Source organism: Bdellovibrionales bacterium (assembly GCA_041662785.1).
GTDB lineage: Bacteria > Pseudomonadota > Alphaproteobacteria > UBA9219 > UBA9219 > UBA8914.
The window spans coordinates 107,205-125,939 of the sequence record JBAZRW010000002.1 but is presented as its reverse complement, the minus strand read 5'-3'; the positions used below and the strand labels follow the sequence as shown (position 1 = coordinate 125,939).

At 55.2% G+C, this 18,735-nt stretch carries 15 protein-coding genes; 7 read left to right on the top strand and 8 right to left on the bottom strand.

Annotated features, from left to right (window positions below):
• Nucleotides 1–142 precede the first annotated feature (142 nt).
• Nucleotides 143–760, top strand: a complete 618-nt coding sequence (locus tag WC612_02985) for an NYN domain-containing protein (protein ID MFA6279742.1) — start codon at nucleotides 143–145, stop codon at nucleotides 758–760.
• Between the two features lie 76 nt (nucleotides 761–836).
• Here the strand turns inward: WC612_02985 and smpB are convergent, their stop codons facing one another.
• The gene (gene smpB / locus WC612_02980) at nucleotides 837–1,328 is read right to left on the bottom strand and encodes an SsrA-binding protein SmpB (GenBank protein MFA6279741.1); all 492 of its coding nucleotides are present in this window, start codon (nucleotides 1,326–1,328) and stop codon (nucleotides 837–839) included.
• A 65-nt stretch (nucleotides 1,329–1,393) separates the two neighbouring features.
• On the opposite strand from smpB, the gene WC612_02975 reads away from it, so the two are divergent.
• Entirely contained in the window at nucleotides 1,394–3,364 is a 1,971-nt protein-coding gene (locus WC612_02975) for a lytic transglycosylase domain-containing protein (GenBank protein MFA6279740.1), read from the top strand.
• Between the two features lie 2 nt (nucleotides 3,365–3,366).
• Here the strand turns inward: WC612_02975 and mfd are convergent, their stop codons facing one another.
• A complete protein-coding gene (gene mfd / locus WC612_02970) occupies nucleotides 3,367–7,047 on the bottom strand; it encodes a transcription-repair coupling factor (protein ID MFA6279739.1) in 3,681 nt (1,226 codons plus the stop codon).
• Between the two features lie 250 nt (nucleotides 7,048–7,297).
• On the opposite strand from mfd, the gene recG reads away from it, so the two are divergent.
• Nucleotides 7,298–9,463: an ATP-dependent DNA helicase RecG gene (gene recG / locus WC612_02965; protein MFA6279738.1), complete on the top strand. Its 2,166-nt coding sequence runs from the start codon at nucleotides 7,298–7,300 to the stop codon at nucleotides 9,461–9,463.
• Nucleotides 9,464–9,537: 74 nt separating this feature from the next.
• Nucleotides 9,538–10,599, top strand: a complete 1,062-nt coding sequence (locus WC612_02960) for a hypothetical protein (protein MFA6279737.1) — start codon at nucleotides 9,538–9,540, stop codon at nucleotides 10,597–10,599.
• 15 nt (nucleotides 10,600–10,614) lie between these two features.
• Here WC612_02960 and WC612_02955 read toward each other — a convergent pair whose 3' ends face one another.
• The 6 genes from WC612_02955 to purQ form a co-directional block, all read right to left on the bottom strand.
• Nucleotides 10,615–10,983, bottom strand: a complete 369-nt coding sequence (locus tag WC612_02955; protein MFA6279736.1) for a glutaredoxin domain-containing protein — start codon at nucleotides 10,981–10,983, stop codon at nucleotides 10,615–10,617.
• A complete protein-coding gene (locus WC612_02950) occupies nucleotides 10,983–11,222 on the bottom strand; it encodes a BolA/IbaG family iron-sulfur metabolism protein (GenBank protein ID MFA6279735.1) in 240 nt (79 codons plus the stop codon). Before WC612_02950 ends, WC612_02955 begins: the two co-directional genes overlap by 1 nt.
• A gap of 10 nt (nucleotides 11,223–11,232) precedes the next feature.
• Nucleotides 11,233–13,419, bottom strand: a complete 2,187-nt coding sequence (purL, locus tag WC612_02945; protein MFA6279734.1) for a phosphoribosylformylglycinamidine synthase subunit PurL — start codon at nucleotides 13,417–13,419, stop codon at nucleotides 11,233–11,235.
• Nucleotides 13,420–13,447: 28 nt separating this feature from the next.
• Nucleotides 13,448–14,320: a transporter substrate-binding domain-containing protein gene (locus tag WC612_02940; protein ID MFA6279733.1), complete on the bottom strand. Its 873-nt coding sequence runs from the start codon at nucleotides 14,318–14,320 to the stop codon at nucleotides 13,448–13,450.
• Nucleotides 14,321–14,362: 42 nt separating this feature from the next.
• Entirely contained in the window at nucleotides 14,363–15,238 is an 876-nt protein-coding gene (locus WC612_02935) for a transporter substrate-binding domain-containing protein (protein MFA6279732.1), read from the bottom strand.
• Between the two features lie 229 nt (nucleotides 15,239–15,467).
• A complete protein-coding gene (purQ, locus tag WC612_02930; GenBank protein ID MFA6279731.1) occupies nucleotides 15,468–16,130 on the bottom strand; it encodes a phosphoribosylformylglycinamidine synthase subunit PurQ in 663 nt (220 codons plus the stop codon).
• Nucleotides 16,131–16,577: 447 nt separating this feature from the next.
• Here purQ and rodA point away from each other — a divergent pair, with 447 nt between their 5' ends.
• The 3 genes from rodA to WC612_02915 all read left to right on the top strand — a co-directional run bounded on the left by rodA (nucleotide 16,578) and on the right by WC612_02915 (nucleotide 18,662).
• Nucleotides 16,578–17,720 (top strand): rod shape-determining protein RodA, encoded by a 1,143-nt coding sequence (rodA, locus tag WC612_02925; protein MFA6279730.1) that lies wholly within the window; start codon nucleotides 16,578–16,580, stop codon nucleotides 17,718–17,720.
• Nucleotides 17,721–17,905: 185 nt separating this feature from the next.
• Entirely contained in the window at nucleotides 17,906–18,115 is a 210-nt protein-coding gene (locus tag WC612_02920; protein MFA6279729.1) for a hypothetical protein, read from the top strand.
• A 55-nt stretch (nucleotides 18,116–18,170) separates the two neighbouring features.
• Entirely contained in the window at nucleotides 18,171–18,662 is a 492-nt protein-coding gene (locus WC612_02915) for a helix-turn-helix transcriptional regulator (protein ID MFA6279728.1), read from the top strand.
• Nucleotides 18,663–18,735: the final 73 nt, after the last annotated feature.

Below are 18,735 nucleotides of genomic sequence, written 5' to 3'. Positions count from 1 at the left end.
CAGCCTGCTTGTTACCTTTTTTGGGTATTTTTGTGGGATTTCGGCGCAAGAAACGGTAGGCAGCCGTAGAATTTTTTGTTATAGTTAACAACACGTCTCATATCCAAGGAAGGTCACTATGATTTTTTATAAAGAAGAACGCATGGCAATGTTTATTGACGGAGCCAACCTCTATGCCGCTTCACGCGGTTTGGGATTCGACATTGATTACAAACGTCTTTTGGAGCTGTTCGCCGGACGGGCTCGCCTTGTTCGCGCTTTTTATTACACGGCGCTTGTCGAAAATGAAGAATACTCCCCCATTCGCCCTCTCGTCGATTGGCTAGACTATAATGGCTATGCCATGGTCACCAAGCCTACGAAGGAATTTACAGACGCTTTTGGTCGCCGTAAAATCAAGGGCAACATGGACATCGAACTAGCCATTGACGTCATGGAAATGTGCGATAACGTCGATCACATCATGATTTTCTCAGGCGACGGGGACTTCCGCCGCTTGGTAGAAGCCGTCCAACGTCGCGGCAAACGCGTCAGCGTTGTCAGCACGATGCGCTCCTCGCCTCCTATGGTGGCGGATGAGCTGCGTCGCCAAGCCGATAATTTCATCGAGTTGCAGGATCTTATGCCGCACGTTGCTCGTGCCCGTGATCCCAATGCTCCCCCGATTCAGGTCACGCCCCCACAAGCCCAGCCCACGCTGGATGACGTGGCGGACACCATGGCCGATGTTGACGACTCCCTTAAACAGGACGTTGCTTGACTGGATCCCAATACGCCATAAGAAAGGGCGGCCCTTTAGGGGCCGCCTTTTTTTATGGGAAAAACGTGACGAACCCTTACCTATTCCGATCACGCAGGATGCGAGCCTGATCGCGCTTCCAGTCACGATCCTTGATCGCCTCGCGCTTGTCAGCCTTATGCTTGCCCTTGGCAAGGCCTAGCTCCACCTTGGCAATCCCGCGCTTATTAAAATAAAGGCCTAAAGGCACAATGGTCATGCCCTCGCGCTTGACCGCACCCAAAATCTTATCCCTCTCCCGTTTATGGAGAAGAAGGGCGCGAGGCCGATGCGTTTCGTGCTGCAAATGCGTGCCCGCCTGCTGATATTCGGGGATATAGGCGTTGATTAGGAAAATACCGCCATCCTTGCCGCTAGCAAAAGCCTCCTGAATGCTGGCTTGGCCCAAACGAAGAACCTTCACTTCCGTTCCCGTCAGGATAATGCCCGCCTCTACCGTGTCCGTGATAAAATAATCATGACGGGCACGACGGTTCATCGCGACATAGCGCTGCGCATTTAAACGATCGGATGCTTTGGGTTCGGTCATAAAAAACCAATACCCTGCCTGAGGGACGCTTGCAATGGCCTGTATAAAATTGTTTAGTGCGTCTTATGATTCTCTTCCGCCGCATCAGCTTTCTTCTGTTAACCTTGCTGCTTCTTTGGCCGTGCGATGTGCACGCCAAGAAAAAGGCCTCTCCACCACCCCCAGTGCCACCTCCCCTCACCTATCACAGCGCCTTTTCCGCGTTGGCAGAAGGCCATGCCGACAAGACCCGCCAGATGATGGCAAAGGGAAACGATCCCATCCTGAACAAGGTTCTGCGCGGCCTATTGATGGCGCAACCCAATAATGATTACAGCTTTGACGATCTGGCTGCCTTTGTGACGAATAATCCCGACTGGCCCGGACTTAAGGGGATCATGATGATCCTTGAGCAAAAGATTCCCTCTGGCGCGACCGACGCGCAGCTGGTGAACTGGTTTAACGCGCACCCACCCCTGACACCAACCGCGTTTTACCGCTATATCGACTCGCTGCAAGCCATCGGGCAAGCCCCCAAAGCACAGGAGCTTGTGCAGGCCCGCTGGGTTGATCGCAATTTTGGGAACGGCGATCAGGCCTCTTTTTTCGATCGTTATGCCTTCATGTTAAACAAAACCGACCATGAAGTGCGCCTTGACCGTCTGCTTTGGGAAAACGAGATGACGGCGGCGCGAGCCATGTATCCCTATGTCGATGCCGCCCACAAGGCGCTAGCCGAAGCGCGCATCGCCCTAGCCAACCAAACAAGCAATGCCGAGGCGCTTATCGCGCAGGTTCCCTCGTCCTTGCAAAACGATGCGGGTCTGCTTTATGAGCGCGTGCGCTGGCGGCGCAAGAACGACAATGATGACGGAGCGTTAGAGCTTTTGCTTAATGCGCCAGATGATTTGGGTCAACCTGAGAAATGGTGGGAAGAACGCCATATCGTCATCCGCCGCCTGATGGAGGCCAAAAACTTCGCCACGGCCTACCGCCTTGCCGCCCGTCACGGTCTAAAAACAGGCTTTAACTTCGTTCAGGCCGAGTTTCTGGCGGGGTGGCTAGCCTTGCGGTTTTTGGACAAACCAACCCTCGCCCATCATCATTTCACGGCCCTTCTTAAAGAATGCGTCACGCCTATTTCCCGCGCGCGCGGCTATTACTGGCTGGGTCGCACCTATGAGGCCGCCGGACAATCAGGCGACGCGCAGCAAGCTTATGAAACCGCTGCCACGCTCAACACCACCTTTTACGGGCAGTTGGCGATCACAAGGCTTTACGCGCAGCCCACCATTCGCGCCGCCACTGAGCCCACCATTCCGACCGCTATTCGCACGCGCTTTTTTGATCGCGATGTCGTCCGCGCCACCGAGCGCCTTTACAAAGCTGGCCAAAACGACTTGGCGCGCACTTTCTTCAAAGCGATCACGGACAACGCCACACAGCGCGTGGATTTCGCGTTGACATTGGAACTGGCCTATCAACTGCAACGCCCCGACTGGGCCGTGAGCGCGGCCAAGGCCGCCAACCAGAAAAACTTTATCATCACAGGCGCAGCCTATCCCGTTTTGGCAATGGCCATGCCAAGACAGCCTGAAGCAGCCCTCACCCACGCCCTGATCCGACAGGAAAGCCAATTCAAGGCCGATGCGGGAAGCCCCGTGGGGGCGCAAGGCCTGATGCAACTGATGCCTACCACAGCCAAGGACGTCGCCAAGAAGCTAGGGATGCCCTTTAGCGCTTCACGCTTGACCGACCCCGATTACAATGTGCGTCTTGGCACAACTTTTATTCAACACCAGATTGATAATTTCGACGGCTCATACGTTCTGGCCTTAGCGGGCTATAACGCGGGGCCACGCCGCGCAAGGGAATGGATGGACACCTACGGCGATCCTCGTACGCCCAATGTTGATCCCATCGACTGGATCGAGCTGATCCCTATCTACGAAACGCGCAACTACATCCAACGGATTATCGAGAACCTGCAATTCTATCGCGCGCGCCTGAACAATAGCCACGCGCCCCTTAAGATTCTTGAGGATTTGAAGCGGTAAAGTTAGCCCGCTGCTAAGGCAACCAATTCTTCCAGCGTTTTCTTAAGCCCCTCAAGGCGGCGCGTCATATCGTCCCATGTGCGCAAAAGGACGATCCGTTGATCAGGCCGAACCTTTACCGTTCCCGCCTGTTTCGTGATCCACTGAATGAGAAGGTCAGGACGTTCGAATTTATCCTGATAAAAGCCAATGACAGCCCCCTTCGCGCCCGCATCCAGCTTGGCAATGCCCGCCTTGCGGCACAGCTGTTTGATCGCCACGGTTTGCAACAGGTTTTCGACTTCCTCGGGCAACGCACCAAAACGATCCACCATCTCGGCGGCAACCGCCTCGCTGTCCTCACCGCCCTCAGCCAAGCGCCGATAAAGGCCAAGGCGCACGTTCAAATCCGTGACATAGGTTTCAGGAATCATAACAGACAAACCGATGTTGATTTGCGGTGTCCAGCGTTCTTCTGGTGCTGCCGCGCCTCCAGCCTCAGCCCCACCGCCACCGGCCTTCGCCGCCGCGACGGCATCCTCTAGCATTTGCTGATACAGCTCAATCCCGACCTCACGGATATGGCCCGACTGCTCCTCGCCAAGCAGATTGCCCGTGCCGCGAATATCCATATCGTGGCTGGCCAGCTGGAATCCTGCCCCCAATTGATCGAGCGTCGAGATCACCTCAAGCCGCTGCTGCGCCGTCGAGGAAAGAGGCGCGCGCGGACTATAGGTAAAATAGGCATAGCCGCGCTGCTTGGCACGACCCACCCGTCCACGCAGTTGATACAGCTGCGCGAGACCAAACATATCGGCGCGATGCAGAATGATCGTGTTAGCGTTCGGGATATCAAGGCCGGATTCAATGATGTTCGTCGCCAGCAAAAGATCATACTTGTTGGCGTCAAACGCCGTCATAATATCGTCCAGCTCGCTCGCGCCCATACGGCCATGCGCGGCAATCATCTTCAACTCTGGCACAAGCTCACGCAGCTCTGCCGACAGCGCGGCGATGTCCTCTATGCGCGGGCAAACGTAAAAGCTCTGCCCGCCGCGATAATGCTCACGCATCAAGGCCTCGCGGATCACCATCGGATCATAAGGCAAAACATAGGTGCTAACGGCCAAACGATCCACGGGCGGCGTAGTGATAAGGCTTAGCTCACGCACGCCTGTCAAAGCCAGTTGCAGCGTGCGCGGAATGGGCGTGGCGGTGAGGGTCAAGACGTGGACATTGGCGCGAAGCTCCTTCAGCTGTTCCTTTTGCTTCACGCCGAAATGCTGCTCTTCATCAATGATAACAAGGCCTAGGCGCTGAAACTTCAACTCCTTGCTAAGGATCGCATGCGTTCCGACGACGATATCGACTTGGCCTTTGTTCAACTGCTCCTTGGCCTCTTTAGCTTCCTTTAGCGTCACCATGCGTGACAATTGCGCGATACGAACGGGGAAGCCCGCAAAGCGCTGCACGAAGTTTTGGTAATGCTGCCGCGCCAGAAGCGTCGTCGGCACGATCACCGCGACCTGTAAGCCCGCCTGCACAACGGCAAAAGCGGCGCGAAGCGCCACTTCTGTCTTGCCAAAACCGACATCGCCACAGACAAGGCGATCCATCGGCTTGCCGCTGGACAAATCGTCCAAGACGGCCTGAATGGATTGCTCCTGATCATCCGTTTCGTTATAAGGGAAACGCGCCGCGAATTCCTGATAGCCGCCGTCATGAATCTCAATCACCTCGCCCGCCTTCAACTGGCGCTCGGCGGCGATCTTCAAAAGGCCGTCTGCAATATCCAACAAGCGTTTCTTGACGCGAGCCTTACGCGCTTGCCATGCCACGCCGCCCAGCTTGTCCAGCACCGCGCCCGCCTGCGCCGAGGCATAGCGCGAGAGAACATCCAGATTCTCAACCGGCACGAACAGCTTGTCACCGCCATCATAAATCAAGCGGACGCAATCGTGCGCCGCGCCCAGCGCGGTGATCATCTCCAGCCCTTCATAGCGGCCAATGCCATGTTCGCCATGCACGACAAAGTCGCCAATCTCAAGACTGCCCAGCTCTAGCTGGAACTGCGCGGAGGCTTTCTTTTTGCGCGTTTGGCGCACAAGGCGGTCGCCCAGAATATCCTGCTCGGTCATCAGCGCAAGATCAGGCGCAATAAAGCCATGCTCTAGCCCCAGCACAACAAGCGCGATCAGTTTGGGATCCAGCTTACGCGCAGCCTCCCAATCGGTTGCCAGCGTCGCGGTGTCAACGCCGTGGGCGCGGAGCAGCCCCGCGATACGATCAGCAGAGCCATGGGAATAACACGCGATGGCGACGCGCCTGTTCGCCCCCTGATGCTGCGCGGCATAGGCTTTGACCGCATCGTAAAGAGCGGCGCTTTGCGGCATCGCCCGCGCATCGGCAAAGTCGCGGCCACGCATAGCGGCGGCGTTAAGGGATGACGCGAACACGATGGAGTCCCCTCTCCCTTGCGGGGAGGGATAGGGAGGGGGGAGTGCGACTGGGGACAAACCCGAAAGTTGTTTTCCCTGTCGTCCTCCCCCCTCCCCTGCGTCCACCGCTTCGCGGTGGTCGCGCCCCTCCCCGCAAGGGGGAGGGGTCATTGTATTTTCCTCCACAAACACCGAAAGCAACCCGACGGCATGGCTGGATAGCGCCGCGTCAAGCTCAGCCACAGAAAAATACAGGCGTTCCACCGGCACGGGCTTATAGGGGGCGGGGGCGCTTTGCGTCTCCTTCTTCCTCTCCTTACCACGCCGTGAGGCTTCGAACAGCGCCACGCGTGCCTGATAAAAATCCGCCACCTGCGCGGCGCGAGACTCCATCGCCTCTTGCGCTTGCGGGTCAAAGAAAACGGGCGCAGAGGACGGCACATAATCCAAAAGTCCTACAAGGCGCGGATAGAAAAGCGGCAGCCAATGCTCGGTTCCCGGAAATTTCTGGCCCGCCGATACCGCCGTGTAGAGGGGATCATTATCCGACGACACGCCGAACAGCTCACGGTAGCCGCTGCGGAAACTGGCAATGCTGCGCTCATCAAGGAGGACTTCCGAGGTCGGCTCTAACGACAACCTATCCGCTTTCTCCGTCGTAATCTGCGTCAGCGGATCGAAAAAGCGCAAGGACTCCAGCTCATCGCCAAAGAAGTCGAGGCGGACAGGCTGGTCGTAGCCCGTAGGATACAGATCAACGATCCCGCCACGCACCGCAAACTCACCGACCTCGCGCACTGTGCCCGCTTTGTGATAGCCGCTCGCCGTCAAAAGCCGCGTGAGTTTCTCCAGCGGCATCACCTCCCCCACCGCAAGGGACAAACAGGTGTCTTTCAGGATTTCAGGCGGCAGGACTTTTTGCATCAAAGCGCCAACGGTGGTCAGCAGCACTGCCGGTTTTTTAAAGGGCCGCCCCAAACGTCCCAGCGCCGCCAGCCTTTGCCCCACAATATCCGCATGAGGCGATATCCGGTCATAGGGCAAACAATCCCACGCAGGGAAGCTCACGACCTCAACATGCGGGGCGAAAAAGGCCAAGGCCTCGGCCATCACCGCCGCCCGCAGATCATCCAGCGCGACATGCACAAGCGGCACGCCAGCGCAGCGCAAGGCGACCTCGGCCACCACGCGGGCATCATGCCCCGCAGGCGCTCCGCCAATGCGGGCGCGGCATGGCTTGGATGGGTTAAAGGAGGAGATGAACATCTATGGTTAACGCTATTTTTTTCTTTTCTCTATATCCGACAGAACCTACTTCTTACCGCCCCCCTTGCGGGGGAGGAAGAAAAAACTTTGGCTTGCGTCAGCAAGTCATTAGTTTTTTCAGGTGGGGGGTAATTGGATGGATCGGATTCTACCCCCCCACCTATGAAAACTAAGGTTTATACCTACACTGCGTTACGGCATAAACCCAAGTTTTCATTTCCTTCCCCGCAAGGGGGGAGGCAAAGAGAAGATGTTTCGGTCTATTCCCTCGATCCCTTTTATCCGCTATTCTCCCCCCATGCGCCCATCGATCCTTTTTCCCCTGTTTGCGCCGCTGACGACCCTCAAGGGCGTGGGAGTCAAGCTTGCACCGCTTTATGAGCGGCTGTGTGGGCCGAAAATTGTTGATATTTTATGGCATCTTCCCATCGGCGTGATCGACCGTACCTATGCCCCCAAGCTGAAACACGCGCAGCAAGGCCGCGTTGCGACGCTCACCCTGACCGTGGCCGAACATGTGCCCAACAAACAAAAGGGCAAGCCCTATCGCATCATCTGCACCGATGGCAGCGATGACATTACGCTCACCTACTTCACGGCCAAGGGCGATTACCTGACCAAGCTCTATCCCACCAACGTGCCACTGGTCGTGAGCGGCAACCTAGAGCGTTTTGGGCGCGGCTGGACGATGAGCCATCCCGACTACGCCCTCCCCGCTTCGCGCATCGCTGAAATCCCGAAGTTTGAGCCTATCTATCCACTGACCGAAGGTCTTTCCCGCAAGATGGTGCATAAGGTCGCGCAGCAGGCTTTGGATCGCCTACCCGACTTGCCCGAATGGAACGATGCACCGCTGATGAAGCGCGAAGGCTGGCCTGCTTGGAAGGCGGCGTTGGTGGGGGGGCATTGTCCAGAAACCTCCCCCGCAGGGGGGGCGGTCTTAGAGACTCCTCGCAATGACGATGATATTATCCCCCCCGCCCACCGCCGCCTTGCCTATGACGAACTGCTGGCGGATCAGCTGGCGCTGGCCATTATCCGCCGCCATCATCGGCAAGCAGGAGGCCGCGCCTTCGCAGGCACAAAAAAGATGCAAGACAAGCTTACTGTCTCCCTGCCCTTTACGTTGACGCAGGGGCAGCAGCACGCGATCCAGGAAATCGGCGAGGACATGGCCGCCCCGCGCCGCATGCTGCGCCTTTTGCAAGGCGATGTCGGGTCGGGCAAGACCATCGTCGCTCTAATGGCGATGCTGCAAGCTGTGGAGTCCGGCGCTCAGGCCGCGCTGATGGTTCCCACAGAAATCCTTGCGCGGCAGCATTATGAAAGGTTGCAAGCTTTCCTTGCGCCGCTGGGCGTTTCCATCGGCCTTCTGGTTGGCAAAGGACGCGGCAAAGACCGTAAGGCAACACTAGAGGCACTAGAGGACGGCAGTCTTTCCCTTATCGTCGGCACGCATGCGCTGTTTCAAAACGATGTCGCCTTTGCCAATCTTGGCCTTGTCGTGATGGATGAACAGCACCGCTTTGGCGTTCACCAGCGCTTGCAGCTTTCGGAAAAAGGCCACGGCGTCGATATTCTGGTGATGACGGCCACGCCCATTCCGCGCACGCTGACCCTCACTGCGTTTGGAGATATGGATGTCTCGCGCCTTATGGAAAAACCAGCAGGACGCCAACCCATCGACACGCGCCTGATCGACATGGCGCGCCTTGACGAAGTGATTGAGGGCGTAGGCCGTGGGCTGGCCAAAGGGGCGCAAGCCTATTGGGTTTGTCCCTTGGTTGAAGAGTCCGAAAAAAGCGACCTTGCCGCCGCCACGCAGCGGGCCGAGCTTTTGGCCAAACGCTTTGGCGCGGATAAGGTAGGCCTTGTGCATGGCCGCTTATCTTCCGAAGCAAAAGAAAACGTCATGACGGCCTTTGCGAGTGGCACGATCAAGCTGCTGGTCGCCACCACGGTAATCGAAGTCGGCGTAGATGTGCCAACCGCCTCGCTGATGATCGTGGAGCATAGCGAGCGCTTTGGCCTTGCGCAGCTTCACCAGCTTCGCGGGCGCATTGGGCGCGGCGCGGCTCAATCGACATGCCTTTTGATGTATCAAGCGCCCTTGGGCGAGATCGCCAAGGCACGCCTTAAGATGATGCGCGAAACGGAGGACGGCTTTGTGATCGCGGAGGAAGATTTGCGCCTACGCGGCCCCGGAGAGCTTTTAGGTACGCGCCAAAGCGGCCTTCCGACCTTCCACCTTGCTGACCTTGCCCGCGACCGCGACCTTTTGGCCATCGCACACGACGATGCCAAGGTCATTTTGGCCCAAGATGCTGAATTAGGAACCCCACGCGGCAAGGCTCTGCGCATCTTGTTGTACTTATTCGAAAAAGATGCCGCTGTGCGGCTTTTTAGATCGGGATGAGACCCATACAAGTCGTTGAGTTTTTAAAAAGAGTAGATTATGATTCGATAGTCTTTTTTCCCAAGGAGCTTCCCATGCGTTTTTCCGCTTTGGCCTTATCGTTTTTTCTTATACTGGCCGCACAGCCCGCGATGAGCCAATCCGTCCTTCTCCCCGATGACGATAACAGCGGATCGACCCCCGTCAATCTGGGGCTTCTCCCCAAAGTCGCTCCGCCCACGCCTTCGCCCTCCCTACCTAACGCGCCGACGCCTCCGACCATGCCTGCTATACCACAGGCAGGCAATCTGCAAAAGTTGATGTCTGATCCTGCTGCTATGGCCAAAATGCAAGAAGCGATTATGAATCAAATGGGCGGCAAGCTTGAAAACATCAAAAGCGCGGCAGATGTCCAAGCGATTATGAACCAGCTGACTCCCGAACAGAGAAAAATGTTTGATACGTCCTCCTATAGCGCCATCACACCAAAGGGGCCTGTAGCCATTTCTCCCGGAGGCAACGTCGCACCGGAATCCATGACAGAAGAGCAACTCGCCGCCCAAAAGATATTTGGCAAGAACCTTCCTCAACAATCAAGCCCTCCATCAAAAATGATGCAGTTTGCCCAGAAAATAAGAAAATCGATAGAAGACCAACAGAAAAAAGACGTGAGGCCGCCTCTCTTTCTTGACGAAATTGAACCGACCCCACTTGACGACAGCGCCTACAAAGCCGCCATAGACGTGACCGTGGCCCCGACCTATTTATGGGGAGAAGAGGACATTCAATTGTTGGAAAGATCGCTAGGCTATGACGCGAAGACCATTCCTCAAAATTGTCAGGTCAGGCTTGACGCCACGGTGAACACCTCCAACACAGACGCACCCTATGCGGGGCAAATCTTTTCAGGCCAGCAAAAAAAGATCAAGTACAACGGCGAGTTTCAACAAGCCTCTTTCAAGGCACGCGCCATTTGTAACCCGCCCAAAGAGCTCCCCCCCAATGCCGGCATCATCACGCGTTCAGGCGACAAATACTCTATTCTTCTCACGGGCGGATCAAGCTGCGCCCCTGAAAAGAAAACAGCCTACGCCACTGTAGGAACGCTTACCGCGCAATATGTTGGAAACGGCAAGGTTGCCTGTCAATTCCAATAAGGTTGTTCAAAGGGTCTAGTCAGCCATCGGGATAGCATGACGCACGAAAAGAGCCTGTAACTGGCCATTTTCAAGCATTTGGCGCATGACATCATTGCCGCCAATAAACTGCCCCTTGATATAAAGCTGGGGCAAGGTCGGCCAATTGCTGAAGTCCCTGATCGCAAGGCGAACGCTGGGGTCAACCGTCACATCAATCGCCTTATAGCGAACCCCCAATAGACCCAAAATCTGCGCCGCCTGCGCCGAAGGGCCGCATAAGGGAAACACAGGCGTCCCGTTCATAAAGAGGACAACAAGGTCGGAATCAACCTCGGCTTGAATGCGGTCAAGGACAGAGGGATCAATAAGGCGTTGCATTCTTTCGTCAGGCGGTTGGCTCATCACTTCGCCCTCTCGTCGATAATGGTCGTAAGCGTCATCCCTTTAAGAAGGCCGCCCACACGCCCCTGAAGCGCCGTAAAAATCATGCGATGTTGATCGGCAAGCGACATATCCTGAAAGGCCGCGCTTTGCACCGTGACGGCATAATGGTCGCCGTCGCCGCGCAAATCCTCAACCTCGACCCGCGCATCGGGCAGAGCCTCGGCAATCAGTTGGATAATTTCATCGGCTTGCATCATCGCACGTCCTTCACCCTTCCATATAGTCTGGCAGAAAGCTTTCGTGCAAATCGCGCAGCCACGCCAAATCGACGGCCTCCGCGCCCAAAACAACCTTGTCCCCGCCCGTCAAGCCAAGGAGCATACAGGGCACGCCCGCGTCCTCACACTTCACCAATAAGGCGTCAGGATCATGGGTTGTCACGACGTAACGCGCTTGATCCTCGCCGAACCAGAAACCGGCATCGGCAGCGGGCGCGTCAAGCTTGAAACCAACATCCCCCGCCAAAGCCATCTCGGCCAACGCAATCAGAAGGCCTCCATCAGACACATCATGACAAGCCGTAATCTCACCGTCCTCAATCAACTGGCGGATCAACTTGCCGTGGCGGCGCTCTGCCGTCAGGTTGACGGGTGGCGGTGCGCCCTCTTCCTTCCCATGAATTTCACGCAGGTACAAAGACTGGCCAACATGGCCCTTTGTCTCGCCGATCAAAAGGATGCTCTCACCCTCGCCTTTAAAGGCCACCGTCATCATCTTGGCCACGTCGGGCATCAGGCCAACGCCGCCGATAGCGGGCGCGGGCAGGATCGGTTGGCCGTTCGTTTCATTGTAAAGGCTGCAATTGCCCGACACGATGGGATAATCAAGCGCGATGCACGCTTCCTTCATCCCTTCGCACGCACCGACGAATTGCCCCATGATGCGCGGCTTTTCGGGATTGCCAAAGTTCATGTTGTCGGTAATCGCAAGGGGCTTTGCGCCAACCGCCGAGATATTGCGATACGTCTCGGCTACTGCTTGCTTGCCGCCCATAACGGGATCGGCGGCGCAGTAACGCGGCGAGCAATCGACGCACATCGCAAGGCCCTTCGTTGTGCCCTCAATACGCACCACGGCGGCATCACCGCCCGAAGACTGCGCCGTGTTCGTGCCGACGTGGCAATCATACTGCTCCCAAATCCAGCGGCGTGAGCAGAGGTCTGGCGTTGCGATCATTGTCTTCAAAACCGAAAGTGGAGTCTGCCCCGCAGGGAAAGGATAATCCGCCGCGTTCAGGGCGGGCTGCGCCGGAGTCGCTTCATAGGGGCGGTTATAGACGGGCGAGCTTTCAACCAAAGGATCAACCTTAATATCCACATCAACCTTGCCGTGACGCAGGCAAACGATGCGCCCCGTGTCGGTGAGCTTGCCTATGACGGCGTAATCCAGCTCCCATTTCTTAAAGATATCCTCGGCTTCTTTTTCATGACCGGGCTTGAGAACAAAGAGCATGCGCTCTTGGCTTTCGGATAGCATGATTTCGTAGGAACTCATGCCCTCTTCGCGAAGCGGAACCTTATCCAGATCAAGCTCAATCCCAAGGCCGCCCTTCGACGCCATCTCAACGGCGGAGGACGTGAGGCCCGCCGCGCCCATATCCTGAATAGCAACAACGGCCTCGGTGTTCATCAGCTCAAGGCACGCTTCAATCAGCAGCTTTTCCGTGAACGGATCGCCGACCTGCACCGTGGGGCGCTGGCTTTCCGCATTCGCGTTGAACTCGCCGGACGCCATCGTCGCGCCTTTGATCCCGTCGCGCCCCGTCTTTGAGCCGACATACACAACCGCGTTGCCAATGCCCGCCGCCGCCGAGGTAAAGATGCGCTTAGCATCCGCAAGGCCAACCGTCATCGCGTTGACAAGATTGTTGCCGTTATAGCTGGCATGAAAATTCGTCTCGCCGCCCACGGTGGGCACGCCCACGCAGTTGCCATAGCCGCCAATACCCGCCACAACGCCCACGATCAGCGAGCGAGTCTTGGGATGATCAACCGCGCCAAAGCGCAGCGCGTTAAGGTTCGCAATCGGCCTTGCGCCCATCGTGAACACGTCGCGAAGAATGCCGCCCACGCCCGTCGCCGCACCCTGATAGGGTTCGATATAGGACGGATGATTGTGGCTCTCCATCTTAAAGACCGCCGCTTGACCGTCACCGATGTCGATGACGCCCGCGTTTTCGCCCGGACCCATGATAACCTGAGGCCCCGTGGTGGGCAAAGTTTTCAGCCAAACGCGCGTGGATTTGTATGAGCAATGCTCTGACCACATCGCGGCAACGACGCCAAACTCGGCCTCGGTCGGCTCCCGCCCCAACACTTTCAGAAGAACCGCGTATTCGTCACGCGCCATGTTGTGCTCGGCGATAAGCTTGTCAATTTCGGGGCTGATGGTCATTGTGTTTTCCTCGTGTTGTAAGAAACAATTATTCCGCATAGGGTTTGGCGACGCGCAAAACTTTATCTGCAGTAAGGCCGTTGGCCGTCAAAATCTTCTCAATCACGCCTGAATCAAGGTAGTACGTCAACGTCGTGTTGATCTTAGAGCGCAATCTATCCTCGCCGATAGGAAAGGGTATTGTCTCACCAGCAACGCGAAGAGGATGGCCGCTCACACGCTTAATTTTGCCTTGGTTATTTCTCATAAAATCATACCCCATCGACGCATCGCACACAGCGGCATCCGCCTTCCCCATTTCAACGTTTGTCAAAATTTCAATATTGGATGATAGCTCCGGCAAAGAAGAAAGTTTTGCCCTTGGAAACTCGGATTTTGTGATGATCGCTCCCATATAACCATCTTGCGTCACAAGGGTCATATGCTCATCGTTCAGTTTCTCATAAGAATTGTCAAAGCGCGTATCCCCAACACGAGCGTAAAGATAAAAGGACTCATAGACAAAAGGGATCGAAAAATCGCTAACAGCGGTACGCTCCGCCGTTCCACCAGTAGGGGAACATAAAAGATCATAGCGTCCCGTTTTAAACCCCTCAAACCTATTGGCAGCACCAACTTCTTCAACCCAATCTATTTTTACCGCCCAATCCTTCCCCATGCGCTCAAGAAGGTCATAATAAACGCCTGACAGCTTCCCCGTCGTCACATCGCGGTTCATATAGGGAGGCCAAATAAGGTAAGAACACCGAAGGGTACGGGTTCTCATAATCCGGTCATAGGTTGATTCTTTGACGGCGGATTGCGAAACAGAAGGATTCCCACGATCAACAAACCGCATGGTTCCATAAGACGCCACCACGGCAATCACGACCATCAGCAAAAGGGATGAAAGCTTAGTCATAGGGTTTTCCTTTTATGCGTTGCCATTTGATATAAGAACCTTTCACTCCGCATAGGGTTTGGCGACCAGCTTATAAGAATCTAAGTTTGGATCATATTTGCGGAGAGTCCGTTCAACAAATCCATTTTCGTGCAAAGCGCGCAATGTCGCATCAACAATAAACTTCAAGTCATGTTCTTCACGGGCAAACGCCATCAAAGGTGCTGGAAAAGCGCGAGCCGGAACCTTGCGCAAAACCTTTATCTTATCAGGATTGTTCTGCATATAACCCCGCGCAGGCCCGACTTGCATAAAAACGACATCCGCTTTCCGTGTTGCCAACGCCTCAAGCTCCATAGAAATATCGCTTAGCGTTGGCAGCAAGTATTGTCCGGCTTTGGGGAAAGATTCTCGCACAATAAACTGACCCATTTCACCGTCTATCTGGGCGACTTTAACGTCAGGATCATTGATAGCATCAAGAGACGCGTCGAATCTTTTATCCTCGGCACGGACGAGCGCATATGTTGCCCCATAGTTAAAGGGAACAGAAAATAATGCGGCTTTAGCCCTATCCGGATTTTCGTAAAGGCCAGCACAAAGAGCATCATATTTACCGTTCTTAAGTCCTTCAAACATGTCCTGAAAACCAACCTCTGCCGTCCATTCGATTTTCAAACCAAGCTGACGGCCAACTTCCTCCATTGTATCAACAATCGTTCCCGACAATTTCCCTGTGTTAGGATCTTTGATTGTCTCTGGCGGATAAACAATATACCCACACCGAATGGCTTGAGTCCGCATCACGCGATCATATGCGCTTTCTTTGGCAGCGGTTTGCGCGGTCGGCAAGATTCCACGATCAACAAACCGCATGGTTCCATAAGACGCCACCACGGCAATCACGACCATCAGCAAAAGGGATGAAAGCTTATTCACGGTGTTGTCTTACCTCGTGTTGCCATTTTTGTTTTCCCGCTCTCTCTATCCGTCATCGCGAGCGCCAAAGGCGCGTGGCGATCCATCTCCTAAACTCTCAACCATCATCCCTTTGCGTTCTTTGGGGAGATGGATTGCCGCGTCGGCCTTCGGCCTCCTCGCAATGACAGGGGGGGATTGATCATCGTTATCCCCTGAATGCCGAATGCTGAATCCTGAATGCTTTCCCCTACCCTACCGCCTTCAGCAAACTTTCAAACACTTTGATCCCGTCGGTGCAGCCGTGCAAAGGCTCGGCCACGCGCTCGGGGTGAGGCATCATGCCCAGCACGTTGCCCTTTTCATTCATGATACCCGCAATATCGTTCATCGAGCCGTTGGGATTGTCGAGATAGCGAAACACCACGCGGCCCTCGCCTTCCAGTTTCTTGATCGTCTCGGCCTCGGCGAAATAGTTACCCTCGCCATGCGCGACAGGAATGGCCACCGTCTGCCCCTGCTCGTAGCCCTTCGTGAAATCGGTGGTGTTATTCTCCACCTTCAATCGCACCGAGCGGCACACGAACTTCAAGCTGGTGTTACGCAGCAAAACACCCGGCACAAGGCCAGACTCGCACAAAATCTGAAAGCCGTTGCAAATGCCGATCACACGCACGCCTTTTTGCGCCCGCGCCACAACCTCGCGCATCACGGGGGAATGCGCGGCCATCGCGCCCGTACGCAGATAGTCGCCATAGGAGAACCCACCGGGCAAAACAATCAGATCGACATCGGGCATCGCCGCATCGCCATGCCACGCCATGTGGGGTTTTTGCCCCGTGGCAAGCTCAAGCGCCCGCGCCGCGTCACGGTCGCAATTGGATCCCGGAAATACAACAACAGCAGCCTTCATCGGAGCCCCACCTTATGAGAATCAAGAAAAAAGAGAATGTTAGGGAAATCTATAGGGCCTAAGCCTCCCGCGCAAGGCTTGAAGCTCACGATTCTTGACGCCAAGGGTTCTTACAGGTCATAACTATGGCCTAATACCAACGGCCATAAATACTGACTCTTATGGAAAGCCTTTTCCTTTAGCGTCATACCGGCGAAAGCCGGTATCCAGTCGCGCCGTGTCCACGGCGCATAAGAGTCTTACGCCGCGCGGACGCGCGGCGCTGGATCCCGCTTTCCCGTCTACGCTGCTCCGCAGCTTCGCCGGGCTAGCCTTCGGCCCTGCGAAGCTCGTCAGAGCGAAGCAGGGTCAGCGGGATGACGAAAGGGGGTTTGTCCGTCCATGTGTCATTAATTATATCCGTTGGTCTATGCCACCACCATCCTTTTACACGGTTTATTAGCCCCCATGTCCCGTCTTTCCAGCGCCGAACACATGAGCCTGACCGACAAGCTCCACCTTATCAATTGGGGGCTTGTGGCGATTATTGCCCTTATCGGCCTGACGGGCATCGCCCTCCTCTACTCCGCAGGCGGGAAGAGCTGGGAGCCATGGGCTGCCCCCCAAGCCATTCGCTTGGCCTTGGGCTTTTGCCTGATGCTATGCCTAGCGCTGGTTGATATTCGGTTTTGGCTTCGCGCCGCTTATCCCCTTTTTGGCTTTATGTTCTTTCTGTTAATTGTCGTCGAAATCATGGGTCATGTCGGCATGGGGGCGCAACGCTGGATCAATCTTGGGTTTTTCGTCCTGCAGCCATCAGAGCTGATGAAAATCGCGCTCGTTCTGGCGCTCGCCAAGTATTTTCACTCGCTAGAACTTGACGAGATTGGCCGCCCCGCCATGCTCATCCCTCCCCTTTTGATGGTTTTAGCCCCCGTTGGCCTCGTTCTTTTACAGCCCAACCTTGGCACAGCCCTGCTTCTGACGTTGGCCAGCGGCTCTATCTTCTTTGTCGCAGGCGTAAGATGGTGGAAATTCATGATTGTGATCGCTCTAGCGGCCCTTATTTTGCCTTATGCGTGGAACCATTTGCACGATTACCAGAAAGACCGCCTGCTCACCTTCGTCCATCCCGATAATGATCCCCTAGGCACGGGTTATAACATTATCCAATCCAAGATCGCGCTAGGCTCTGGCGGTTTGTTTGGCAAAGGGTTTGGCATGGGCAGCCAAAGCCAACTGCAATTCCTGCCTGAAAAGCACACCGATTTCATTTTCGTCGTGCTGGCCGAAGAGTTTGGCATGGTTGGCGCGGTCGCTTTGCTGGCGCTCTATTTTATGCTGCTGGTATATGGGGTGATGATCGCGCTGACAAGCCGCAGCCAATTCGCCCGCCTGACCGCCTTTGGCTTGACGACAAGCTTCTTCCTTTATGTCTTCGTCAATGTCGCGATGGTCACGGGCCTTATTCCCGTCGTCGGCATCCCCTTGCCGCTCGTTTCCTATGGCGGGACGGCCATGATGACCTTGCTGTTCGGGTGCGGTGTCTTGCTGAGCATCTCGGTACATCGCGACATCCGAATCTCGCGAACGGGAATCACCGAAGGCTAAAAAAAAGACCACCTGCCTAAAAAGGGTAAGTTCTTACCCCTAATGGGTATTTAGACTGAATTTTCATCATGTTAGAAGAAAAAAAGAGTGATGAAAGTTTTTTCACTTTCCGAATTTTAGTTTATTCTATCCACAAGAGCGTTGTTGGTCACATCATCAACAACCAAACATAAAAGGAATATATCGTGCTTGTAGAATTATCACCCAAAGCTTATCTCGCCCTTTGCGGCCTTGTCCGCGATGCGCTAGAAGTCGATAGCGACGCAAAGAGTCTTTTGGAGAATGCGGCTGAAGAATTAATGGGCGCTACCGCCGGAGGGATGATCTCCTCAGAGCTTGCGGAAACCCCCGAAAAATTGGAAGCTTTGCGGCGTGGCGGCTTTTTAAGGAAATAGGCCGCTACGAAAGAAACCTTGACAGGAAATATCCCTTTCTTTAGGAATTAAAGCCATGATGAAGAAATCAGATAAAGAACCGCCTCACTGGATCGAAAACCTGAAGGCCCTTATGGCCGCCAGAAATCTCAATCCTCGACGCCTGTCGATCAAGTCAGGCCTCAACGCAACAGCTGTGCGCGATATGCTGGATGGCCGTGCGCGCTATCCTCGCTATGACACCATTGAGGCGTTGGCGCATTCCTTGGAAGTCACCCCTGCTCAATTGATGGGGGGCAGCCCTCTTGCCGATGGATCTGCTGGCGGCGATCCTATGGCGCAGGAAGATTTGAACTTGCTGACGGAAATTATCGCCCGCCTTCAAGAGACGGCGGAAGAACAGAAACAGCCGCTCAAGCCACGGGATTTCGCGGCCATGGCGACCACGATTTTCCGCACGATCAAAGAAAAACCAGCCTTCAAGAATCCGCGTGCCGACATCACGCCGACGATCAACCAGTTGGTTACCTATGACACGCTGCGCCGCCGTTCAGGCAGCAAGAGCTGACACTTGTTTTGAACGGGCCTTTAAGTTTTGTTTGTGATGTGAATTCTGAAGAGAGACGTTATTTCGATAGTGC